The sequence below is a fragment of the Streptomyces sp. NRRL F-5135 genome, assembly GCF_000719775.1.
GTDB lineage: Bacteria > Actinomycetota > Actinomycetes > Streptomycetales > Streptomycetaceae > Streptomyces > Streptomyces hebeiensis.
The window spans coordinates 180,244-202,902 of the sequence record NZ_JOHR01000014.1 but is presented as its reverse complement, the minus strand read 5'-3'; the positions used below and the strand labels follow the sequence as shown (position 1 = coordinate 202,902).

17 protein-coding genes are annotated in these 22,659 nt (G+C 72.2%); 10 read left to right on the top strand and 7 right to left on the bottom strand.

All coding sequences use genetic code 11. The features are described 5' to 3' along the window. Positions 1-56: 56 nt before the first annotated feature. From araD to IG02_RS0124880, 3 genes are read right to left on the bottom strand one after another with little or no spacing between them, the layout of a single operon-like run. Positions 57-1,811, bottom strand: a complete 1,755-nt coding sequence (araD, locus tag IG02_RS0124890; protein WP_030752307.1) for an L-arabinonate dehydratase — start codon at positions 1,809-1,811, stop codon at positions 57-59. Further along, positions 1,808-2,719: a dihydrodipicolinate synthase family protein gene (locus IG02_RS0124885; RefSeq protein ID WP_030752304.1), complete on the bottom strand. Its 912-nt coding sequence runs from the start codon at positions 2,717-2,719 to the stop codon at positions 1,808-1,810. The genes araD and IG02_RS0124885 overlap by 4 nt, the downstream gene beginning before the upstream one ends. Beyond that, on the bottom strand, positions 2,716-3,360 hold the full coding sequence (locus IG02_RS0124880) for a GntR family transcriptional regulator (protein WP_030752300.1): 645 nt from the start codon (positions 3,358-3,360) through the stop codon (positions 2,716-2,718). The genes IG02_RS0124885 and IG02_RS0124880 overlap by 4 nt, the downstream gene beginning before the upstream one ends. A gap of 330 nt (positions 3,361-3,690) precedes the next feature. On the opposite strand from IG02_RS0124880, the gene IG02_RS0124875 reads away from it, so the two are divergent. The 7 genes from IG02_RS0124875 (at position 3,691) to IG02_RS0124840 (ending at position 12,427) form a co-directional block, all read left to right on the top strand. Then, positions 3,691-4,974: an ABC transporter substrate-binding protein gene (locus tag IG02_RS0124875; protein WP_030752297.1), complete on the top strand. Its 1,284-nt coding sequence runs from the start codon at positions 3,691-3,693 to the stop codon at positions 4,972-4,974. A gap of 7 nt (positions 4,975-4,981) precedes the next feature. Further along, positions 4,982-6,112, top strand: coding sequence for a sugar ABC transporter permease (locus tag IG02_RS36950; protein ID WP_324604748.1), 1,131 nt, complete (start codon positions 4,982-4,984; stop codon positions 6,110-6,112). Beyond that, the gene (locus tag IG02_RS0124865; RefSeq protein WP_030752294.1) at positions 6,109-7,011 is read left to right on the top strand and encodes a carbohydrate ABC transporter permease; all 903 of its coding nucleotides are present in this window, start codon (positions 6,109-6,111) and stop codon (positions 7,009-7,011) included. The genes IG02_RS36950 and IG02_RS0124865 overlap by 4 nt, the downstream gene beginning before the upstream one ends. Positions 7,012-7,018: 7 nt before the next feature. Then, the gene (locus IG02_RS0124860; RefSeq protein WP_063756848.1) at positions 7,019-7,702 is read left to right on the top strand and encodes a hypothetical protein; all 684 of its coding nucleotides are present in this window, start codon (positions 7,019-7,021) and stop codon (positions 7,700-7,702) included. Positions 7,703-7,884: 182 nt separating this feature from the next. Then, entirely contained in the window at positions 7,885-10,653 is a 2,769-nt protein-coding gene (locus tag IG02_RS0124850) for a hypothetical protein (protein ID WP_030752289.1), read from the top strand. Continuing rightward, positions 10,650-11,906: a rhamnogalacturonan acetylesterase gene (locus IG02_RS36945; protein WP_063756847.1), complete on the top strand. Its 1,257-nt coding sequence runs from the start codon at positions 10,650-10,652 to the stop codon at positions 11,904-11,906. The genes IG02_RS0124850 and IG02_RS36945 overlap by 4 nt, the downstream gene beginning before the upstream one ends. Before the next feature lie 122 nt (positions 11,907-12,028). Further along, positions 12,029-12,427 carry a GNAT family N-acetyltransferase gene (locus IG02_RS0124840; RefSeq protein ID WP_030752283.1) on the top strand — a complete coding sequence of 133 codons (399 nt, stop codon included), beginning with the start codon at positions 12,029-12,031 and terminating at the stop codon, positions 12,425-12,427. 30 nt (positions 12,428-12,457) lie between these two features. Here the strand turns inward: IG02_RS0124840 and IG02_RS0124835 are convergent, their stop codons facing one another. Further along, positions 12,458-13,123: a CatB-related O-acetyltransferase gene (locus IG02_RS0124835; RefSeq protein ID WP_030752280.1), complete on the bottom strand. Its 666-nt coding sequence runs from the start codon at positions 13,121-13,123 to the stop codon at positions 12,458-12,460. Between the two features lie 887 nt (positions 13,124-14,010). On the opposite strand from IG02_RS0124835, the gene IG02_RS41760 reads away from it, so the two are divergent. After that, positions 14,011-16,125: a helix-turn-helix domain-containing protein gene (locus tag IG02_RS41760; protein WP_158712380.1), complete on the top strand. Its 2,115-nt coding sequence runs from the start codon at positions 14,011-14,013 to the stop codon at positions 16,123-16,125. 295 nt (positions 16,126-16,420) lie between these two features. Here IG02_RS41760 and rsgA read toward each other — a convergent pair whose 3' ends face one another. Continuing rightward, positions 16,421-17,557, bottom strand: a complete 1,137-nt coding sequence (gene rsgA, locus IG02_RS0124820) for a ribosome small subunit-dependent GTPase A (RefSeq protein WP_037804138.1) — start codon at positions 17,555-17,557, stop codon at positions 16,421-16,423. A 427-nt stretch (positions 17,558-17,984) separates the two neighbouring features. On the opposite strand from rsgA, the gene IG02_RS0124815 reads away from it, so the two are divergent. After that, entirely contained in the window at positions 17,985-18,341 is a 357-nt protein-coding gene (locus tag IG02_RS0124815) for an ArsR/SmtB family transcription factor (protein WP_030752270.1), read from the top strand. Positions 18,342-18,488: 147 nt separating this feature from the next. On the opposite strand, the gene IG02_RS0124810 is transcribed toward IG02_RS0124815, so the two are convergent. Continuing rightward, positions 18,489-18,971 (bottom strand): DUF456 domain-containing protein, encoded by a 483-nt coding sequence (locus IG02_RS0124810; RefSeq protein ID WP_030752268.1) that lies wholly within the window; start codon positions 18,969-18,971, stop codon positions 18,489-18,491. Positions 18,972-19,047: 76 nt separating this feature from the next. Further along, positions 19,048-20,049 carry a helix-turn-helix transcriptional regulator gene (locus IG02_RS0124805; protein WP_030752265.1) on the bottom strand — a complete coding sequence of 334 codons (1,002 nt, stop codon included), beginning with the start codon at positions 20,047-20,049 and terminating at the stop codon, positions 19,048-19,050. 438 nt (positions 20,050-20,487) lie between these two features. Here IG02_RS0124805 and IG02_RS0124800 point away from each other — a divergent pair, with 438 nt between their 5' ends. Continuing rightward, positions 20,488-22,407 (top strand): protein phosphatase 2C domain-containing protein, encoded by a 1,920-nt coding sequence (locus tag IG02_RS0124800; RefSeq protein WP_051765684.1) that lies wholly within the window; start codon positions 20,488-20,490, stop codon positions 22,405-22,407. Positions 22,408-22,659 lie beyond the last annotated feature (252 nt).

Genomic DNA, 22,659 nt, shown 5'->3' with positions numbered 1-22,659 from the left:
CGGGAGCGCGGTTCGGAACCGGCGGTCCGGACGGAGCCGGTGGGCCCCGGCCCGGCTCAGCCCACGTACGGGTCCGGAACCTCGCCCGGTCGCGCCAGGAAGGCGAAGTCGCAGCCGGTGTCGGCCTGGGTGATCTGCTCGTTGTAGAGGGCGCCGTACCCCCGCCCGTACCGCTCCGGCGGGACGGACCACTCGCCCCTTCGCCGTGTCAACTCCTCGTCCTCCACGTGCAGATGGAGACTGCGGGCCTCGACGTCCAGGGTGATGAGATCGCCGGTGCGGACCAGGGCGAGCGGCCCGCCGACGTACGACTCGGGCGCGACGTGCAGCACGCACGCCCCGTAACTCGTCCCGCTCATCCGGGCGTCGGAGATCCGGACCATGTCCCGCACCCCCTGCTTGAGGAGGTGGTCGGGGATCGGCAGCATCCCGTACTCCGGCATGCCCGGACCGCCCTTGGGGCCCGCGTTGCGCAGCACCAGCACATGGTCGGCCGTGATCCCGAGCGCCGGGTCGTTGATGGTCCGCTGCATGGTCCGGTAGTCGTCGAAGACCACGGCCGGGCCGGTGTGCTTCAGCAGGTGCCGCTCCGCCGCGATGTGCTTGATGACCGCGCCGTCCGGGCAGAGGTTGCCGCGCAGCACGGCCACCCCGCCCTCCCTGGCGAGCGGCCGGTCGCGCGGCCGGATCACCTCCGGGTTGTGCACGAGCGCGTCGGCGAGCTGGTCCCGCAGGGAGGAGTGTGCGACGGTCGGCCGGTCCAGGTGCAGGACATCGGTGAGCCGGGTCAGGAAGCCCGGCAGGCCGCCGGCCCGGTGGAAGTCCTCCATCAGGTACTGCCCGCCCGGACGCAGATTCGCCAGCACCGGCACGGTCCGGGCGATCCGGTCGAAGTCGTCGAGCGTGAGCCGCACGCCCGACCGGCCCGCCATCGCGATCAGATGGATCACCGCGTTGGTCGAACCGCCCAGCGCGAGCACGGTGGCGACGGCGTCCTCGTACGCGTCCGCCGTCAGCACCGTCGACAGCCGCAGCCCTTCCCGTACCAGGCCGACGATCCGCCGACCGGCGGCGGACGCCATCCGGTCGTGTCCGGAGTCGACCGCCGGGATCGAGGAGGCACCCGGCATGGTGACACCGAGCGCCTCGGCGGCGGCGGTGAGCGTGGAGGCGGTACCCATGGTCATGCAGTGACCGGGGGAGCGGGCCAGGCCGTTCTCCAGCTCGGCCAGCTCGGCGTCTCCGATCAGACCGGCCCGCTTGTCGTCCCAGTACTTCCACATGTCGGTCCCCGAGCCGAGGACCTCGGTGCGCCAGTGTCCCGGCAGCATGGGCCCGGCGGGTACGAACACGGCCGGCAGGTCCACACTGGCCGCGCCCATCAGCAGGGCGGGGGTGGTCTTGTCGCAGCCGCCCATCAGGACCGCGCCGTCGACGGGGTAGGAGCGCAGCAACTCCTCCGTCTCCATCGCCAGCATGTTGCGGTACAGCATGGGGGTCGGCTTCTGGAACGTCTCGGAGAGCGTGGAGACGGGGAACTCCAGCGGGAAGCCGCCGGCCTGCCAGACCCCCCGCTTCACCGCCTGCGCGCGCTCGCGCAGGTGGACGTGGCAGGGGTTGATGTCGGACCAGGTGTTGAGGATCGCGATGACCGGCTTGCCCAGGTGCTCCTCGGGCAGGTAGCCGAGCTGACGGGTGCGGGCGCGGTGGCTGAAGGACCGCAGTCCGTCCGTGCCGTACCACTGGTGACTGCGCAGCTCCTCGGGCCGTACCGGGCCCGGCGCCGTGTCCTCGGGCCGTACGGCTGTCATATCGCCCACCCCGTCACGAGCGCCGCCACCGCGGACCGCTGCTCCTCGGGCAGTTCGCGGCTCGGCGGACGGATGGCGCGGCGGCACAGCCCGAGCGCGGCCAGCGCCTCCTTGACCACCGTCACGTTGTCGGCCGACTGCCGTGCGGCCCGCAGCTCCTCGAAGGGGCGGATCTGCTCCCACACCTTCATGGCCGCCGCGTAGTCGCCGGCCCGCAGCGCCTCCAGCATGCCGAGCGAGACGCCCGGCGCGACATTGACCAGCCCCGAGGTGAATCCGGTGGCACCGCCGGCGAAGTACGACGGCGCGTACAGCTCCGCCAGTCCCGCGACCCAGACGAAACGTTCCAGCCCCGCGTCCCGTGCGAAGGCCGCGAAGCGCGCCGCGTCCGCCACGGCGTACTTCGCGCCGATGACATTGGGGCACAGCTCCCCGAGCGTGGCCAGCGTCTCGCCGCCGAGCAGCGGATTGCGGATGTACGGGACGACGCCCAGCTCCGGTACCGCCTCGGCGATCGAGCGGTGGTAGTCGATCCAGCCGCCCTGCGAGACGTACGGATGCACCGGCTGGTGGACCATCACCATGCCGGCCCCGGCGTCCCGGGCGTGCCGCGCCGCCGCCACCGCCGTCGGCACCTCCAGGCCGACCCCGGCCAGGACCACCGCCCGGCCGCGGGCCTCCTCGACGGTCAGCTCCGTGACCGTGCGGCGCTCCTCGGGGCTCAGGGCGTAGAACTCGCCGGTGTTGCCGTTCGGCGTGAGGGTGCGCACCCCGCCGTCCAGCAGTCTGCGCAGCAGCGCGCGGTGGGCATCGGTGTCGACGGTGTCCTCGGCGGTGAACGGTGTCACGGGAATCGCCACGACATCGGCGAGCGCGTCGCGCATCGATGTCAGATCGGTGCTGTTCATGCGTGGTCTCCCTCGGGGAACGCCCGCTGTACGAACGAGGCGATGTGATCGTGCAGTGCGGTGGCGGCGCCGTCGGCGTCGCCGTCGAGCGCACGGCGCAGGATCTCCCGGTGCTCACCGGCCTCCCGTTCCCAGGACGGTTCGGCGGCCCACGCGACGGTGGAGACCAGGGCCGCCTGGTCGCGTACGTCGTCGAGCATCCGCGCCAGCAGCGGATTGCCGCACGGCAGGTACAGGGCCCGGTGGAACTCCCGGTTGGCCAGTGACCGTTCCGCCCGGTCCTCGGCCGCGTCCGCCCTGATGAGGGCGGCCCGCGCGGGCTCCAGGGAGGCGCCGCGGGCGAGCGTGCGCCGCAGCGCCGCCGGCTCCAGCAGCAGCCGCACGTCGTAGACCTCGTGCGCCATGGCGGCGTCGACCGTGCGCACCGTGGCGCCTTTGTACTGGCTCATCACGACGAGCCCGGTGCCCGCCAGGGTCTTCAGCGCCTCCCGTACCGGGGTCTTCGACACCCCGAACCGGGCGGCGAGTTCGGTCTCCACCAGGGCCTGGCCGGGGCTCAGCCCTCCGGTGAGGATGCCGTGCTTGACCGCTTCCAGCACATACTGGGTGCGGGAAGGGATGGGACTCGGAGCGAAAGCCATGCGCTCTCATCTCTCACGATGGGCGTCATGCGGTACGCGCCGCGTCGTGCCGCGCGTCTCGCGTATGACGTCTCATATATGACGTACGACCGACGACGCGATGAAGCTAGGTCCGCGGCCACGTTTCGTCAATGCTTCGCGCAGAAGTCGTGGGGCGGCCGCGCGTGGCGCGAGTGAAGCGTTTCGATCGATGTCGTCCGAACCGTTGACGTACTCCGCCGGGGTCCTTAACTTCTAGCGGCAAGCGCTTACCTAAAACGATTCAACGAGATCGCCGAGGTGCGCCGAGATTCGATGAACCTTTCGATGGATGACTCTGAGGGGTGAACTGTGCCTGGAACCGACGGCGTTGACCGGCGCGGCCTGCTCAAGATCGCGGGCGGCACGCTGGCCGCCCTCGGCCTGACGGCGGCGGGGTGCGGGGGCGGCAGCGGATCGGCGGACGGGACCGTCACCCTCCGGTACGCGTGGTGGGGGTCGGAGGACCGCGCGAAACGGATCAACGAAACCATCGCGCTCTTCGAGAAGAAGCATCCGAAGATCAAGGTGAAGACGGATTTCCAGCCCTACCTGGACTTCTGGAAGAAGTTCAACACGCAGGCGTCGGGCGGAAATCCGCCGGACGTCTTCCAGAACGCGATCGGCTTCCTGCGCAAGTACGACGCGAAGAACGTGCTTCTCGACCTGAACCAGCAGGTGAAGGCCGGCAATCTGAGCATGGGCAACTTCCGGGCGGGCCTGGAGAAGTTCGGTGAGGTCGACGGCAAACTGCTCGGCGTCCCCGTCGGCAGCAACTCGATGGCCCTGGTCATCGACAAGAAGGTGTTCGCGCGGGCGGGCGTCACGCCCGAGCCCGGCTGGACGTGGGACGACTTCCACCGGGCGATGCGTACGATCCGGCAGACCCAGGGCCGGTCGGGCGACACCGGCTACTACGGCGTGATGTACCTCTACGACCTCTACCTCCGCCAGCAGGGCAAGGCGTTCTTCACCGAGGACGGACTCGGCTTCACCGAAGCCGATCTCACGGACTGGTGGACCACGGGGTACGAGGGCGTGAAGGCGGGCGTCTACGCGGACCCGAAGAAGATCGCGCAGGTCAGACCCAAGTCCGGGGTCACCGCCGAGATCGGGGCCTGTGAGTTCACCTGGGACAACTTCACCGTGCGCTACTCATCGGAGGGGACGAGCGACTACGGACTCGCCCCGATCCCCACCATGGACGGCAGGAAGACGGGCCAGTACCTCGGCTCCCTGATGCTCAGCGCCTCCCGCCGCACCAAGCACCCCGAGGAAGCCGCCCGGTTCATCGACTTCATGGTCCACGACCCGGAGGTCGGCAGAATCATGGGCTACGACCGGGGTGTGCTCACGACCACCGAGCAGTACGCGGCGTTCGAGCCGGCCGACGACGTCAACAAGGAGATCGCCGCGTACGAGAAGCGGCTCGTCGACTCCGGGGTCCTGGAGAAGATCACCCCGCACCCGGCGGGCGCGGACGTCGCGGAGTCGGCCTTCCTGCGCATCGCGGAGGAGATGGCCATGGGCAAGCGGTCCGTGGGCGACGCGGTGGAGCAGTTCTTCACCGAGTCCAAGACGGCACTCGGCGCGTGAGCGGCTGATGGGGACGACTGCGGTGGGCGACGGGAGCGCCGTGGCCCGGCCCGGCGCGGGGCACGGCCCCGTGCCGGGGGCGGGCCGGGCCTTGGAGAAGACCGCACGGGGCGGGGGCACCCGGGGCGGCGGTGGCACCCGGCGCGGTCCTGGCGGCCGGGGCAGCCGGGGCGGCCTCGGGAATCGTGGCGGACTGGGCGGCCGCGGCGGCCGCGGCGGCCGCCGCGGCCGCGGCGGCCGGGGCAGCTGGAGCAGCCGGGAGAACCTGGCCGGCTACCTCTTCATGTCACCCTGGCTCGCGGGTTTCCTGCTGCTCACGGCCGGGCCGATGGTGGCCTCCCTCTACTTCGCCTTCACCGACTACAACCTCTTCGACGCCCCCCGGTGGATCGGACTGGCGAACTTCACCGAGATGTTCGGCGACGAACGCTGGCGCCACTCGGTCTCGCTGACGCTCTGGTACGTGGTGATCGGCACCCCGCTCAAGCTCGCCGCCGCGCTCGGCGTGGCGCTGCTGCTCAGCCGGTCACGGCGCGGCCAGGCGTTCTACCGGGCCGCGTTCTACGCGCCGTCCCTGATCGGCGCCAGTGTGTCCATCGCCATCGTCTGGAAGGCGATCTTCTCCGACGACGCCGTCGTGGACCGTACCCAGCGGCTGTTCGGTGTGGACGCCGGCGGCTGGATCGGCGACCCGGACCTGATCGTCTACAGCCTGGTCGCGCTCACCGTCTGGCAGTTCGGCGCACCCATGGTGATCTTCCTCGCGGGGCTGAAGCAGGTGCCGGTGTCGCTGTACGAGGCGGCGGAGGTCGACGGCGCCGGCCCGCTGCGCCGGTTCTGGAACATCACACTGCCGATGATCTCCCCGGTGCTGTTCTTCAACGTCCTGCTGGAGACCATCCACTCCTTCCAGATCTTCGGCTCCGCCTACATCCTCGGCGGCGCCGGCGGCACGTGCGGTCCCGCCGACGGCACCCTCGTCTACACCTGTTACCTCTACATCCAGGGCTTCGAGAACAGCCGTATGGGGCTCGCCTCGGCCATGGCCTGGATGCTGCTGCTCGCGGTCGGCCTGGTGACGGCGGTGCTGTTCTGGTCCCAGCGGCGCTGGGTGCACTACGAGGAGGCCGCCCGATGAGCTCCGTTTCCCACCTGGCCCCGGCTCAGGCTCCGGCCCCGGCCTCCGCCCGGGCTCCCCGCCGCCGGCGTACCGTGGGGTCCGTCGCCTGGCACATGGGCTCCCTCGCCGTCCTCGCGGTGGTGCTCTACCCGGTGGTGTGGGTGATCGGCGGTTCCTTCAAGCCGAACGACCGGATCGTGGGCAGCCTGGACCTGTTCCCCACCTCGCCGATCACCGAGAACTACAGCCGCCTCGCCGACGGCATCGCGGACATCCCGATCTCCACCTTCTTCGTCAACTCCGCCGCGCTGGCGATCGGTTCCGTGGTGGGAGTGCTGATCTCCTGCTCGCTGGCCGCCTATGCCTTCGCGCGGATCAGGTTCGCGGGGCGGAATCTGCTCTTCACGCTCATGATCGGCACCCTGCTGCTGCCGTACCACGTACTGCTGATCCCGCAGTACGTCCTCTTCCAGAAGCTGGAGCTGATCAACACCTACACCCCGCTGCTGCTGGGGAAGTACCTGGCGACGGACGCCTTCTTCGTCTTCCTGATGATGCAGTTCATGCGGAACCTGCCGCGGGAACTGGACGAGGCGGCGCGGCTGGACGGCTGCGGTCACCCGCGGATCTTCTGGTCGATCGTGCTGCCGCTGTGCCGGCCGGCCCTGATCACCAGCGCGATCTTCACGTTCATCAACGCGTGGAACGACTTCATGGGCCCGCTGATCTACCTCAACGAGCCCGACAAGTACACCGTCTCCCTGGCGCTGAAGATGTTCGTCGACCAGGACGGCGTCGCCAACTACGGCGGGATGATCGCGATGTCCCTGATCGCACTGCTGCCCGTGCTGCTGTTCTTCCTCGCCTTCCAGCGGTACCTGATCGACGGAATGGCCACCTCCGGACTGAAGGGCTGAGCCCGGTATGAGCGCCGGCACCACCACGAGTTCTGGCAGGAGGGACGGGCCCGGGGCGGTCACCGGCGCCCGGCCGGAGTCCGCCCTGGCGCGGGGGTTCGCGGTCTTCGCCGAGTGTCTGCTCACCGGCGTGTGGATCGCGGTGGCCGCGCTGCCCCTGATGACCCTGCCCGCCGCCGTCGCCGCGGGGGCCGCGCATCTGCGCCGGGTGCTGGGCCACGAAGCCTCGGGGTGGCGGCTGTTCACGGCGGACCTGCGGGACGCCGCCCGGCGCGGCTGGCTCGTGGGGCTGGCCGGCTGGGCGGCGGCCTGGCTGCTGTGGGCGGACCTCGTGATCGTACGGGCCGGAGTGCCCGGCGGCGCGTTCGCCGGCACCGTCGGTGTGCTCGCCATGCTGGGGCTGCTCGTCGCGGGGGCGCGGGCGGCCGCCCACTGGGAACGCGGCGCCTCCTGGCGGACGCTGCTGCGGTCGGCGGCCCGCAGGACCGTCCGGGATCCGGCCGGATCGCTGCTGCTGATCTGCGGCCTGGCGGTGGTCGCGGCCTCGGCGTGGTTCGCCCTGCCCCTGGCGGCGCCCGCGCTCGGCGTGGTCACGGCGGGGGCCCTGGCCGTGGAGCGCCGGTACGGAGGGGGCAGCGGCTTGTACCGGGAGGACCGCGCTCCTGGCGACGACTGTCGCCCGGGGCGCTGACCTCCCGCCCGTCCCCGGGCTCACCCGTCCTCCCGTCAGCCGCACCCGTCCGACCGCTCCACCCGCTCGACCCGTTCCACCCGCTCGACCCGTTCCGCCCATTCCGCCCGTTCGGCCGGTTCAGCCGGGTCCGGCGGTTCCACCGTGTCCTTGCGTATGTCATGTGCATGAAAGGAACACGCATGTCTCCGATCCTCCGCAGATCCGTGCTCAAGGCCGCGGCCGTCGCCGGCGCCGCCACCCAGTTCAGCTGGGCCCTCGGCGGGAAAGACGCCTCGGCGGCCGACGGAACCGGCCGGGCCGGCGCGGCCGCCACCGGCGAACCGGTCTCCGTCGAATGGCTCGAGGACGGCGGCCTCGGCGCCGCGCCCGGCAGCACCTTCGGCGTGCCCTGGCCCAAGGGCGTCCACCCGGCGGACACGACGTTCGCCCTGGCCGCACCGGACGGCGAGGACGTCCCCGTACAGAGCTGGCCCACCGCCTACTGGCCGGACGGCACCCTGAAATGGACGGCCCACGCGGTCGGCGGCGCGGCCCGCGGCGCCGACCGCTTCTCGCTCACCGCCGGCACCCCCGCCGCCCCCGCGAAGGGGATCACGGTCACCGAGACCCGTCGGGACATCACCGTCGACACCGGTGTGATCAAGGCCGTCATCGGCAAGGACGGCCACCGGCTCGTCCGTTCCGTGAGCCGTGGCCGCACGGAGATCGCCACCGACGGCCGGCTCGTTCTGCTGCGCCAGGGCGACCTGGACGAGGGCGACCGGGGCGCCGCCCGCTGGGAACGGTTCGACGGGGAGATCCGCGGCACCAAGGTCGAACAGGACGGCCCCGTCCGCGCGGTGGTACGCGTCGACGGCAAACACCGCAAGGACGGCCGTCGCTGGCTGCCGTTCAGCATCCGGCTCTACTTCTACGCGGGTGCCGAGTCCTTCCGCATGGTCCACACGATCACCTTCGACGGCGACCAGCGGCCCGGCCGGGACAAGGGCGACTTCATCCGCGGGCTCGGCGTCCGCTTCACCGTACCCATGCGTGACGCCGCGTACGACCGCCACATCCGCATCGCCGGCGAGGGCAAGGGCTTCCTCACCGAGGCGGTCAAGGGCATCACGGGCCTGCGCCGCGACCCGGGCGCCGCCGTCCGGGCCGCCCAGGTCAGGGGCGAGAAGCTGCCCGACCCCGCCACCTGGGACCAGCGGGTCACCACCCGCCTGTCGTACGTCCCCGAATGGGGCGACCACACCCTCGCCCAGCTCTCCGCCGACGGCTTCACCCTGCGCAAGCGCACCAAGCCCGGCCACGGCTGGATCACCTCGGGCGGCGGCGGCCGGGCCACCGGCTTCGGCTACGTCGGCGGGGTCAGCGGCGGACTCTCCTTCGGTCTCCGCGACTTCTGGCAGAAACACCCCGCCCAGCTCGACATCCGGGGCGCCGCCGGCAGTGAGGCCGAGGTCACCCTCTGGCTCTGGTCGCCCGAGGCCCAGCCCATGGACCTGCGCTTCTACCACGACGGCATGGGCCAGGACACCTACGCCGAGCAGCTCGAAGGGCTCAACATCACCTACGAGGACACCGAGCCCGGCTTCGGCACCCCCTACGGCATCGCGCGCACCAGCGAGTTGCTCTTCTGGGCCAACGAGGCCACTCCCACCGCCGACACCCTCGTCGCACAGGCCGCCGCCGTCCGCACCCCGCCCCAACTGGCAGCGGGGGCGGGCACCCTCAGTCGCGCGGGGGTCTTCGGCGGACTGTTCGCGCCCGTCGACCGCTCCACCGAGGCCAGGGCGAGGATCGAGGACCAGCTCGACTTCCTCTTCACGTACTACCAGGACCAGGTCGAGCAGCGCCGCTGGTACGGCTTCTGGGACTACGGCGACTTCATGCACAGCTACGACCCGGACCGGCACCAGTGGCGCTACGACGTCGGCGGCTACGCCTGGGACAACTCCGAACTCTCACCCGACCTGTGGCTCTGGTTCGCCTATCTGCGCTCCGGCCGCGCCGACATCTTCCGCTTCGCCGAGGCGCTCACCCGGCACACCGGCGAGGTGGACGTCTACCACCTCGGCCAGTGGGCCGGACTCGGCACCCGGCACGGCGTCCAGCACTACGCGGACAGCGCCAAGCAGCAACGTATCTCCACCGCCGTCTACCGCCGCCCGTACTACTACCTCACGGCGGACGAGCGCGTCGGCGACCTGATGCGCGACCAGGTCGACTCGGACGAGACGTTCCTCGTGATCGACCCGCAGCGCAAGGTCCGCACCGATCCCTACGAGCCCGACCGCAACGCCCTCTCGGTCGGCTTCGGCACCGACTGGAGCGGGCTCGCCGCCGGCTGGCTCACCGAGTGGGAGCGCCAGGGGCCGCAGGCCGCGAAGGCGGAGGCCCGGCTGCGCTCCACCATGGAGACCATCGCGGCCCAGCCCAACGGATTCGTCCAGGGCTCCGGCCTCTACGACCTCGACACGGGCAGGTTCGCGGTCGCCGACCGGCCGGTCGTCAGCGTCTCCCACCTCTCGTCGATGTTCGGCCTGGTCGAGATGTGCGCCGAGCTGATCGGCCTGATCGACATGCCGGAGTTCAAGGAGGCGTGGCTGGACTACTGCCGCTACTTCAACGCCACCAAGGCCGAGCAGAAGGCGCGGTACGGATCCGACTTCGGCAGCCTGCTGCTGTTCCAGGGCCACTCGCGCCAGGACGCGTACGCCGCGGCACAACTGGACGACGACGCGCTGGCCGAGCGCGCCTGGCAGAAGTTCTACGACAGCGACGCCTACACCTCGGACATGGACTGGGGCAGAACCCGGATCGAGGGCCCGGACGTCCTCGAACCCGGCTGGGAGAACGTGCGCGTCAACAGCAACGAGACCGCGCTCTTCGGCCTCGCCGCCATCCAGAATCTGGCGCTCGTCGGCGACCGGATGCCCGACAGGACGCCGAAGTGAACCGCCGCGCGCGCGGCGGGCTCGCGCGCCGGGTCCGGACCGCGCTGCTGATGGCGCTCACCGCCGCCACCGGTCTGTCCGCCTTACCGGCCCAGGCCCACGGCGACGCGGCCGGGCCGGCCTCCCGGTCCGGCCCCGCTCCGGGCGTCGACGTCGGAGCCGCCCCGAGCGTCGGTGCCGGACTCGGAGCCCGCGTCGGGGCCGGCCTCGGGACCGAGCTCCGGACCGACCTCGGCCCCGGAGGCGGTCTCGGCCCCGGCCCCGGCTCTGGTCCCGGTCCCATCCACGGGACGGTGCGCGGCGACTGTGCCGGCACGGCCCCCGTGGTCTGCCACTTCGCCCTCCCGCCGGGGACGTACGAGGTGACGGCCCTGCTCGGCGGGGCCACGGCGGGCCGTACCGCCGTCACGGCCGAGAGCCGCCGGACCGTGCTCGCCGAAACGGCCACCGCGCCCGGCCGGACCGTACGGCGCGGCTTCACCGTGGACGTACGGGATCCGGAGGGGGAGCCGACAGGACCCGTCGGGAGCCCCGGCCTCGATCTGCGCTTCGGCGGCGCGGCGCCGCTGCTCGCGGCGCTGCGGGTGACCCCCGCGCCCCGCGCACCGCGCCTGTTCCTGGCCGGTGACTCCACGGTCTGCGACCAGGCGGCGGAGCCCTACTCGGGCTGGGGCCAGCAGCTTCCGCGATATCTGAGGCAGGGCATCTCGGTCGCCAACTACGCCGACTCAGGGGAGGGATCGCAGTCCTTCCTGGACAACCCGGCACTCTTCCCGGCGATCGAGGCACGGGTGCGCCCGGGCGATCTCGTCCTCGTCCAGCTCGCGCACAACGACAAACAGACTCCGGCGGACGTCTACCGCGCGAACCTGACGGCCATGGCCGAGCGCGTACGTGAGCGAGGCGGCCGGCCCGTCCTGGTGACCCCGGTCGTCCGGCGCTGGTTCAACACCGACGGCACGCTCGCCAACGGCACCGCGCTCCACGTCAACGGCCTGGGCGTGGACCTCCCCGCCGAGATGCGCGCCCTGGCGGCGCGCCTGGACGCACCGCTCGTGGACCTCACCGCGCTCACCCGCAGCCGGGTGGAGGAATGGGGACCCGAGGCGTCCAAGGCACTGTTCCTCTACGACGAGAAGCGCGACAACACGCACACCTCGGAGCGCGGGGCCACGGAATTCGCGGCCCTGGTCCTGGGCGAACTGCGCGCCCAGGGACTGGTACGCGCGTCGATGGTGCGCGGGGCGCCCTGATGTGACGCGCGGCGTGCGGCCGCTGTCTGTCGGCCACGCCCTCCGGTTCGCCCGCCCCTCCCGCGCATACCTTGCGGGGAGGGGCCCTCCGCGCCGGGACGGTTCCTCCCTACGATGCGATCATGACGATCACGTACGAGTGGCGCGGTGACTTCGACAACGCGGCCGTCAACGCGCTGCACGCGGAGGCGTTCGGCCCCGCCGGGACGGCCGTCGACTGGCATACGCAACTGCGTCGGCACAGTCTCGGCTGGGTCTGCGCACGAAAGGAAGGCAGACTGATCGGATTCGTCAACGTCGCCTGGGACGGGGGCGCCCACGCCTTCCTCCTCGACACGATGGTCGCTCAGGACCTGCGCGAGTCCGGCGTCGGGACCGCCTTGGTGACCGCCGCCGCCAGAGGAGCCCGCTCGGCGAACTGCGAATGGCTCCACGTCGATTTCGAAGAGCACCTGCGCCCCTTCTATCTCGACGCCTGCGGCTTCAGACCGACCGACGCGGGACTCATCGCCCTGCGGTGAACCCGAACCGGCTTCGCCCGGGCCGCCTCGTCAGCCGCGGCGGGCGCGAGGAGCGGCGGCCTCCAGGTCGGTGATGCTGCCCGACATGATCGTTCGCACATGCTCGGTGATGTGCTCCGCGGGCCAGTCCCACCAGGCGAGTTCCAGCAGCCGGGCGACGTCCCGGCCGCTGTAGCGGGTTCGGATGAGACGGGCTGGGTTGCCACCGACGATCCCGTAGTCCGGCACGTCCGCGGTCACCACGGCGTCGGCGCCGATGATCGCGCCGTGCCCGATCCGGACGCCGGGCATCACCGTCGTGCCGTAGCCGAACCACACGTCGTTGCCGACGACGGTGTCCCCCCGGTTCGGCAGACCGGTGAGCAGATCGAAGTGCTCGGCCCACGAGCCGCCCATGGTGGGGAAGGGGAAGGTCGAGGGGCCGTCCATACGGTGGTTGGCGCCGTTCATGAGGAAGCGCACCCCCGTGCCCAGCGCGCAGAACTTGCCGATGACCAGCTTCTCCGGGCCGTAGTGATAGAGCACGTTGCGCGTCTCGAACGCGGTCGGGTCGTCCGGGTCGTCGTAGTAGGAGTACTCCCCGACCTCGATCAACGGGGACTTCACCAGCGGCTTGAGCAGGACCACCCGCGGCTGCTCCGGCAGCGGGTGGACCACCGCCGGGTCGGCAGGCACGGGCTTCGCGGGAACAGGCATGGTGGCGCTCGCTTCCTCGGGGTTCGGGTCTCGGCGACCGGTATCCGGCTCGTGATGGTCCGTCACCGGGCCACCAGGAACAACCGATTTACGGCTGTGGGGTGTGGGCGGGCGTTGCGGGTTGATGCGGGGGTGCGGGTTTGTGGGTTTGTGGGTGGGGTGCGCGGTTGTGGTGCGGGTTGGTTCGGCGTTGTGTGACCGGCGGGGCATGAGTCCCGGCCGCCCGCCGCTGCACCAGCCCGTCACCGCCCCACACAACTCTCGCGCCCCCACCCCACACACCACCGGCCCACCCCGACTACCCCTCGGGGCGACCGCGACCAGGGAGCCTGGCGGCGGATCGCCGCACGCGGCCTCGCCCACCAGACCAGGACCGTCGTGGACCGTGCCGGCGGCACCATGGTGATCCGCACGGTGGTGGACACGATGGAAGCCAACGCCGTCATCACCGCCACCCCGAAGCCCAGCCGGACAGACCGATCCAAGACCAGCCGGACGGACCGGTCGAAGACCGGCCCCACCCGGCCGCGAACCAACCACCTCACGCCCAGGCGACGTGAGGTTCCCTCCCCGGTACGGCCTCCGGGCCGCGCCGGCCGGCGTCCGGAGGGACACACACCAACGGACCGGACCCGGCTGCCCCGCGCAGCCCACCGGCACCAGAGTGTGACCACGATCAGCACACCCACCACCAGCCGACACCGGCCACGCGGAGCAGCACTCGGCGCGGGATTCCATCTCCACGCTCACGCTGCCCCACCACGGTGGGCAGAACCCATACCGGACCCTACGGTCCGCGCGACCTCTTAGCTGATCAGAGACAATCTGAGGTCTGGTTCTATGAGGGGTGTCAGGGCGGCGTCGGGCTCAGGAAGGGAGAAGGGCGAATGCCCACCTTGGGTGGTATATGTGGCGAGTCCGATTTCTGCCTGCGGTTGGCTTTCGGGCCGCGGGCCGCAGCTGACCGGGGGGTGGATTCCGTACGGGTGCTGACCGGGACGGCGTGGAGCGCCGACCGGCTCGGAGACCTGCGGGACGTGCTCGTGGTGATCGGCGTACCGGGGGCGCGACCCGGGCGGCAGCCCGTCTCCTCCGCGATCGAGGGGCTGCTGCGTGAGATGTCCCGGCAGCGGGCCGCCGGCCTCGCCGTGGCGGTCGAGAGGCAGGGCGCCCGGTCCGTACCGGCGGTGATCCGCAGCTCGGCGGCGAGGCTGAACGTACCGCTGCTGACCACGACGAAGAGCCTGGGGGCATGGAAGGAACTGGCTCCCCGCCTGCGCGAGTACCGCTACCAGCACGCCGAATGGCATGCCGAGCAGCTCACCGCGCTGCTGAACCGGCTCCCGTCCCGGCTCGCCGACGCGGACGGTGACGCGATGCAGCGCGTCACCGACTGGCTGGCCGCCGCGCTGGACGGCGAGGTACTGGTCAGCGACCCGTTGCGGGGCGTTCTCGCCGCGTCGCCGGAGAGCGCACCCGGCACGCTGGCTCCCTTGCTGGCCGGGCATCTCGTGCGTGCGGAACTCCCCGCGTCCGTACCGTCCGTCATACCCCTTCCTTCTGCCACGTCGGGTACGGCGGCCAGGTCCCCGGCCCCCTCCGCACCGCCCGCCTCGACCACGCTGCCGACGCCGTCCATGCCGTCGACGGCCGAATCCGCGTCCATTCCGGACACCACGCCGCACACGCGTTTCCAGACGCTCGCGGCGATGGGCTCGCCTTCGATGCTGTCGGTCGCCTCGCGACGCCCGTTCGACGACGCGGGCGTCGATCTCCTGCGGCACGCGGGCAAGGTGCTGGGCCTCATCGACCAGATCGACCGGCGCCACAGCCAGGTGGCCGAGGCCGAGCACGCCGTGCGCCTGGGGGCGTTCCAATTCCTCATGGTCGGTGAGGAGATCGCCGCCCAGCGGGCGATGGCCGCGCTGACGCCCTGGCTGTTGGCCACGGAGAAGGTCCGCGTCTACGTGATCGACTGCGGAGAGGCGGACCGGGAGATCGCCGCCCGGCGCAGCGACCGTGCCATCGCGGACCGTGCGATGCTGGTGCGCTGCCCGGCGTTCAATCACCTCATCGTGCTCGACCCCGTGCGCGATCAGGACAACGACCCGGCCGGCGTGCGCGATTCGATGCGCCAGGTCGTCGTCTCGCTGCCCGAGCACCGGATGGGCGGCAGCCGTGCGTATGCGCTGAGCGAAGTCGCCGACGCCTACGCGGAGGCGGCCGACGCCCTGTCGGTGGCGCGGCAGCTCCCCGACCGCGTCGCTCTGTCCAACGAACGGGCCGACCTGCTGAGCGCCCTGCCTCCGGTAGCGGCCCGGCGCTGGGCCGCGACAGTCCTGCGCCCCTTGTTGGCGCTCCCCATGGGACAGCGCGATCAGCTCCTGCGAACCCTGGACCTGGGCCTCGAACTCCACCACGCGTCCGCCGCGCGCCTGGTCGGCATCCACCGCAACACCGTGACCCAGCGGATCAGCCGGGCGTTCGGCCTGCTCGGCCTCGACCGGGGCCGGGTCCTGAGCCAGGTGGTCGTCTCGACGGCCGTCAAGGTCGTCATCGCGCACGGGCACGACGAGCCGTCGCCCGACGCCACCGCCGACTTCGTGACGATGCTGGCCACGCCCGAGGTCCATGCCTGGGCGGAGTCCTTCCTCGAGCCGTTGCGGTCCGACCGGCGCGATCTGATACGCACCCTCGCCGCCTGGCTGGAGAACGACACCCACACACAACGGACGGCCACGGCACTCGGCCTGTCACCGGTCACCGTCCGGAGCCGTCTCCGGGCCTGCGCACCGCTGATCGGGCGCGAGCCCGCCGTCAGCCCGAACCCGCACGTCGGCCGGACCCCGCACGCCGAGCCGAAGGGGGACGAGCAGCCTCCCGGAAAGGACGGTCCGGACGGGGGCGGGCACGCGTGGGGTGGCGTTCGCCCGCTCGCGTTCGCTCTCTACGTGACCACGGGCCGCCCTCCGCTGCCCGCCGCGTGGCGCCCGCACCCGTAGGGGCGGGCAGCGGTGAGGGGTCGGTACGTCCCGGCTGTGCGCCGTGACGGTCCGGCGTGCGGTGCGGATGTCCGGGGCCGGTACACCGTGCACGCGTGACCTGGTTCCCATGGGCAGGGCTGCCTAGAGTGTTGTTCGAACGCAGGGGCGGATACGCATCCGCAGGCTGTGTGAGCAGGGCGTCCGTAGCCGAGGGGGAGGGCGGCGGGCGCCCTGCCGAGTTTCGTGCGACGCGCCCGCCGCCGTGCTTCGCGGCCTCCGCCCCCGGCCCGCTTCGCCGTTACCGGAGGTGGCGTTACCGGAGGCGGCCGCGCTTGGCCTCCATCGCCGCGCGGCCCTCGGCGCCCTTGCGCTTCCAGTCCCGTCGGATCTCGCCGCGCAGCCGCGCGTCGGTCTTGGCGACGATGCGCCGGTTCTCGCGCAGCAGTTTGCGGTAGCTCTCCAGCCGCCGGACCGGCAGCACGCCGTCCTCCACCGCGCGCAGCACGGCGCAGCCCGGTTCCGTCTCGTGCGCGCAGTCGTGGAAGCGGCAGTTCCCGGACAGTTCCTCGATCTCCGTGAAGACCTGGCCGACGCCGGACTCGGCATCCCACAGGCCGACGCCGCGCAGTCCCGGAGTGTCGATCAGTACGCCACCACCGGGCATCGCGAACAGGTTCCGGGTCGTGGTGGTGTGGCGGCCCTTTCCGTCCATGTCCCGGACGGCCCGGACCTCCATCGCCTCCTCCCCGAGGAGCGCGTTGGCGAGGGTCGATTTGCCGGCGCCGGAGACGCCCAGCAGCACACTGGTGCCACCGGACAGCACGGCGGAGAGCACTTCGATCCCGTCGCCCGTCGCCGCGCTGACGGCCAGCACCTGCACACCGGGCGCGGCCGCCGTCACGTCCTCGACGAGATGGCCGAGCACGCCGGGGTCGGTCACCAGGTCGGTCTTGGTGAGCACGATGAGCGGCAGGGCCCCGCTCTCCCAGGCCAGGGTGAGGAACCGTTCGACACGGCCCAGGTCGAGTTCGGCGGCGAGCGAGACCGCGATGACCGCGTGGTCGACGTTGGCCGCGAGGATCTGTCCCTCCGACCGCTTGGAGGAGGTGGACCGTACGAAGGCGGTGCGCCGGGGCAGGTACGCCCGAACGTACCGGGGGTCTCCGGCCGGCTCGACGGCCGCCCAGTCCCCGGTGCAGATCACCCGCAGCGGGTCGTGCGGCGTGACGAAGGAGGTGTCGGCGCGGACGGTGCCGTCGCCGGTGAGGACATCGCATTGGCCACGGTCGACCCGTACGACCCGGCCGGCCACCAGACCCCGCGTGGCGTACGGTGCGAACTCGGCGTCCCAGCCCACGTCCCAGCCGTACGGAGCGAGCGGGTGCGGAGCGGACGGGTGAGAAACGAACTGATCCGAGGCGGAGGAAGCCTGCGGAGAAGAGGAAGACAAGGGGGAACCCTTCACAAGGGTGGCCCCGGCGCACGCACACGGGCGCGAAGAAGGGAAAGGTCAGCCGGAGGCCACAGGGGCGGGAACGATGAGCTTCTGAACCTGGGCGGCGCCCAGCGCAATGACAGTCATCAATGTCCTCACCCCCTTGCTTTCTCAACAGACCGACAACGCCCCGGCGGTGAGGTGTCACGCCCACCGCTCCGGCACGCGGACAACCATAGCCACACCCGGTGCGGCGCCGCCACGCGTTTTCCTCGTCCTCGTGGTCCCCCTCGTCCTCCCCTCGTCCTCCTCGTCGTGGCACGCCGGTGGTGACGGCAGTGCGCGCACCCGGGCGGATCCGGTCCGGAAGCGGACCGACATGTCGTACGGTGAATCTCGTACTACAGGGGGCGAGGTGGACGACGTGGACGAGGAGGTCTCCATGGGTACCAGCGAAGACACCGGCGCACCCGCCGGACGCAGCCTGGCCCACCCGGGGCTGGAAGAGATCAGGCTGGAGGCCGTGCTGCACGCCTTGGCGGACCCCGTCCGGCTGCGCATCGTGCGGGACCTGGCCGAGGGCCACACCGACATGTCCTGCATCGCCTTCCAGCTGCCGGTGAGCAAGTCCACCAGTACCCATCACTTCCGGGTGCTGCGCGAGGCCGGCGTCATCCGTCAGCGGTACGAGGGCACCTCCCGCATCAACCGACTGCGGACCGAGGACCTGGAGGCCCGCTTCCCCGGTCTGTTGACCGCCGTCGTCACGGCCGCCCGCCGGACCGTGCCCCGCGCGTGAAGCACGACTCCCACGCCTGAACACGACTCCCACGCCTGAACACGACTCCCACGCCTGAACACGACTCCCACGCCTGAACACGACTCCCACGCCTGAACACGGTTCCCCCGTGTGAACGCAGCTCCTCGAGCCCGTCCTGGGACGCCCTCAGCCCGCCACCACCACGCCCAGCCACGCACCCACCACCAGCAGGCAGGCGAACAGCTCGACCAGCAGTGAGTACCCCGCGGTGCGCATGACCGTACGGGTGGCGGCCAGGCCCGCCCGGTGGCTGCCGAGCCGTACCCGCTCCGCGCCGTAGACGCCCCCGACGAAGCCCAGGATCCCGCCCAGCACCGGCACCACGAAGAAGCCCACGATCGCGGCGATACCGCCGGTCAGCACCGTGCGGCGCGGAGCACCGGTGCCGCGGGCGCGGCGGGCCGGGAGCAGCGGCCGCAGCGCCTGGTTCAGCAGCGACAGAGCCGTCGCTCCGATCAGTACGCCCCAGGCCGGACGGGTGGTGTCGGTCAGCGCCCACCACAGCACGCCGGCCCAGACGATCGCCTGGCCCGGTACGCCGGGCACCAGCACCCCGAGCAGGCCGAGCAGCAGCACCAGCCCCACCAGTACCAGCTGCCACACGTCCATCTGCCAACTGTGCAGGACCCCGCTCGGTCACGCAGATCGCGTGCGGCGTGCGCGTGCCGTGTCAGCGCGTGCCATGTCAGGGACGCGCAGGGGCGGGCGCCTCCCGTGCCACCCAGCCCTTCTCGTACGCGTACCAACCCAGCTGGAGCCGGGTGCTCACGCCACTCAGCTCCATCATCCTCTTCACCCGGCGCTGTACGGTCCGCAGACCCAGGTCCAGTTGTCTGGCGACGCTCGCGTCCGTCAGCCCGGCGAGCAGCAGCGACAGCACCTGGAGGTCGGTGGCGTCGGGGCGGGGCCGGCCGTCCTCCGCGACGGTGCCGTCCCCTCCGAACCGCAGTGGTGAGCCTTCCCGCCACACCGCCTCGAACAGGCCCAGCAGGGGTTCCAGCAGCCCGCCGCCGTGCACCACGAGCGCCGCGGGCTCCGTGCCGCGGCCCGTCAGCGGCACCATCGCCGCCGCACGGTCCGCGATCACCAGCTCGGTGGCGACACGCGCCGTGACCCTCGCCCGGTCCTCCCGGCCGAGCGCGGCGCCGAGACCGGTGACCGCGGCGGGCGACGCGAGGATCTCGCGCCCGATCACGACCCGGAGGCGGACCCCGCGCGCCGCGCGCTCCTCGGCCTCGCCGTCCGCCCTGCCGACGGCCAGGCTCTCGCCCGCGATCAGTGCGCGGACCTCCTCGGCGGCGCCCCGCCGGAGCCGGCGCAGCCGGTCGGCCACCGCGTCCGCACCCGACACGACCTCGACCAGATCGTGTACGGCGGGCTCGACGGCCTCCGCGCGGTACTCCCGGGCCAGGGTGACGGCGGTGAGTTCGGCCCGTTCCAGCTCATGGCGGCGGTGGGCCAGCAGCGCGCCGAGCGCGGCGCCGGGGGGTGCCGCGATCCAGTGGCCCGACCGGGACGCGGGCGACGCGACCAGGCCCTGCCCTTCCAGCACGCGCAGGGCCCGTTCGGTGTCCGGCTCGGTCAGGGACAGCCGGCGGGCCAGCTCCGTGACGTCCGCGCCACCGGTCGCCACCAGCGCCCGGTACGCGGACTCCTGTCTCTCGTCGAGACCTATCGCTGCCAGCACCCCTGCCACACCCCTCCCTGAACGCCGCGCGGCCACCGGACGCACGCCTCCCGGCCCGCGCCGTGGCGGATAGCGGCCACGGCGCAAACCCGCCGCCCACATCATCCCCGTATGAGTCGTCACTCTGCCAAAGTGGGCGCCACCACAGCGGAAACAGTCCTGGGGCATATGCCCCTCGACTGTCCTGGGCCTGGGATGCCCCAGGAGAGCGACATGTCCGGCCGGGCGCCGGCGTTACGCCTCCGCATCCGCCTGTGAGGGCCCGCCGGGCGTCCTTCCCGTGGGGGGTGGGGTCGCCCGGCGGACCGGGCCCTGTCGGAGAAAACGACGCGGGGACGGCACTGCCGGCCGTGGCCGGTGGCCGTGCCCGGGCGCTTTGTGATGGCCGAATTTCGCGAGCGCGGTGTTCTGGCCGCCCCCTGTGTCGACAATGGGGCCATGAGCCAGCAGCGGGACGAGCCGCCCACCGAGGACTGGTGGAACCGGCTGTACGACGAGTCCGCCCCCGACACCGGGCCCACACGGGGGGCGGGGGACACGCTCGACGACCGCTTCGACTCGGCGGCGGACGCGATGGCGGAGGGAAGAGCGGAAGGAAGGGCGGAAGGAAGAGCGGAAGCGAGAGCGGAAGGTCCCGCGGAGGCACCGCGGGCGGACGGGGCCGGCCGGCCATCGCTCGCCTGGTGGGAGCAGGCGCCGCCGTCCACCGTCACGGAGTCGGTCTTTCCGGTGCCGACGACCTCGCCCCCGAACACCCCGGAACCAGCCATTCCGGAGGCAATCGCCCCGGAGACAACCGCCTCGCGGCCCGCCGTTCCGGACCCGCCCGTACCGGAACCGGCCGCTCCGGAACCGGCCGGGCACCCGTCGGCCCGGGCGCCCGCGCCCCGCCGACCGTACGAACCCACCGACGCGCGCCCCTCGCCGGGCACCGTGCCACAGAAGGAAGAATCCCGCTTGGAACGCCAGACACCCGGCTCGACCCTCCCGCAGCGCACGGAGCCCACCCAGCGCACCGAGAACACGGAGCGCACGGAAAGCACGCAGCGCACGCAGCGCACGCAGCGCACCGAGCGCGCAGACGCGCGAGGGCCGCGGCCGAAGCGGCAGCAGAAATCCCCGACGTCCGCCGACGCGTCCCCGGCCACCTCCCCCGAGCCCTCGCCCGCACCGTCCCCCTCGCCCCCGGCCATGACGCCCCGCGGGCCCGTCGTCCCCGTCGCCCGCGCCGGAGACGAGCCGCCCGGTTCCGACCTGGAGCCGGAGCCGGAGCCCACCACCCTGCCCCTCGCCGACGCCGAGCACCTGGACGAACTCGTCCCCGACACCGTCCTGGACGGCGCGCGCTACGGTTCGTACACGCTGCGCGCCGCTTCCGTACGGGGCGACTCGGCCAGGCACCGGGGCGAGCCGCGCGCGGACGTCCTCCTGACCGCCCGTTTCGGGGAGGGGACGGACGCGCTCCTGCTCGTCGCCATCGCCACCGGCACCCCCGGCAGCGGGAGCGCGCAGCGCGCCGCCGCCGACGCCTGCCACTGGATCGGCGGGGCCGTCGGACACAACCACCGCCGCCTGTCGGAGGACATCCGGGCGGGTCGCAGGGGCGATCTGAAGTCCGGGCTGCACCGCCTCACCTACCGGGGTCTCGGCAGGCTGCGCGCCCGTGCCGCCGTACTCGGCCAGGAACCGGGGGAGTACACGGCCGGCCTGCGCTGCCTGCTGCTCCCCGCCGATCCCACCTGCCGGACGCGGGTGTTCTTCGGGGTCGGCGACGGCGGCCTGTTCCGGCTCAGGGACGGTGTCTGGCAGGACCTGGAACCGGCCGTGCCGGGGCCCGCCGCGCTCACCGGCGCCCCCGTCGTCGGCTTCGGCTCGCCACCGGCCGGCACGGCGGCGCCGGACCGTCCCGTACCGGATCGCCCCGCCGCGCCGGACCGCCCCGCACCCGATGGCTCCGCCGCGCCGGACCGCCCCGCGGCACCGGGCGTGCCGCGCCATCCCGGTGACGGGATCACGCACCCGGGGAAGCCGGCGGACGGCCCGGCCCGTGCGGCGGGTGACCCTGCCGGTTCGGCCGCCCGGCCGGCCGAACCGGCCAGGGGGTCCGAAGTCCCGCCCCCGCCGCCGTCCGAGCCGTTCCGTTTCCGGGCCTCGGTCGCCCGCCCGGGGGACACGCTCCTGCTGTGCAGCGCCGGGCTCGCGGACCCGGTGCGCGGCGAGCCCGTCCTGGCGGGTGAACTGGCCGAGCGCTGGAAAGCCGTGGAGCCGCCTGGCCTGGCCGAATACCTCTCGGACGTCCAGCTCCGGGTGAAGGGGTACGCCGCCGATCGCACGGCCGTCGGAGTCTGGGAGGCGTAACCGCGCCCGGCATGGGTTGATGGACACCGGGTACCCGTGGCACTCCGGTTCCGTCCATCGGGTCCGTTCCGCGGGTCCCTTCCGCGGGTCCGCCCCAACGGTCCGCCCCGCGGTTCCCCGGGGGGACCCGTCCGGGCGGGCCTGTCCGGGGGACCCGTTCATACGGGCTCGTCCGCGCGGGCCCGCAGTCGGGACCCGCGCGGGCCCGCGTCGGACCCGTGCCGGACCCGCCGGGCGGACCCGGCGTCCCCC

Coding starts and splice junctions, on each gene's coding strand:
- araD (WP_030752307.1), bottom strand. CDS start 1,811: ATGACAGCCGTACGGCCCGAGGACACGGCGCCGGGCCCGGTACGGCCC.
- IG02_RS0124885 (WP_030752304.1), bottom strand. CDS start 2,719: ATGAACAGCACCGATCTGACATCGATGCGCGACGCGCTCGCCGATGTC.
- IG02_RS0124880 (WP_030752300.1), bottom strand. CDS start 3,360: ATGGCTTTCGCTCCGAGTCCCATCCCTTCCCGCACCCAGTATGTGCTG.
- IG02_RS36950 (WP_324604748.1), top strand. CDS start 4,982: ATGGGGACGACTGCGGTGGGCGACGGGAGCGCCGTGGCCCGGCCCGGC.
- IG02_RS0124865 (WP_030752294.1), top strand. CDS start 6,109: ATGAGCTCCGTTTCCCACCTGGCCCCGGCTCAGGCTCCGGCCCCGGCC.
- IG02_RS0124860 (WP_063756848.1), top strand. CDS start 7,019: ATGAGCGCCGGCACCACCACGAGTTCTGGCAGGAGGGACGGGCCCGGG.
- IG02_RS0124850 (WP_030752289.1), top strand. CDS start 7,885: ATGTCTCCGATCCTCCGCAGATCCGTGCTCAAGGCCGCGGCCGTCGCC.
- IG02_RS0124840 (WP_030752283.1), top strand. CDS start 12,029: ATGACGATCACGTACGAGTGGCGCGGTGACTTCGACAACGCGGCCGTC.
- IG02_RS0124835 (WP_030752280.1), bottom strand. CDS start 13,123: ATGCCTGTTCCCGCGAAGCCCGTGCCTGCCGACCCGGCGGTGGTCCAC.
- IG02_RS41760 (WP_158712380.1), top strand. CDS start 14,011: ATGCCCACCTTGGGTGGTATATGTGGCGAGTCCGATTTCTGCCTGCGG.
- IG02_RS0124815 (WP_030752270.1), top strand. CDS start 17,985: ATGGGTACCAGCGAAGACACCGGCGCACCCGCCGGACGCAGCCTGGCC.
- IG02_RS0124810 (WP_030752268.1), bottom strand. CDS start 18,971: ATGGACGTGTGGCAGCTGGTACTGGTGGGGCTGGTGCTGCTGCTCGGC.
- IG02_RS0124800 (WP_051765684.1), top strand. CDS start 20,488: ATGAGCCAGCAGCGGGACGAGCCGCCCACCGAGGACTGGTGGAACCGG.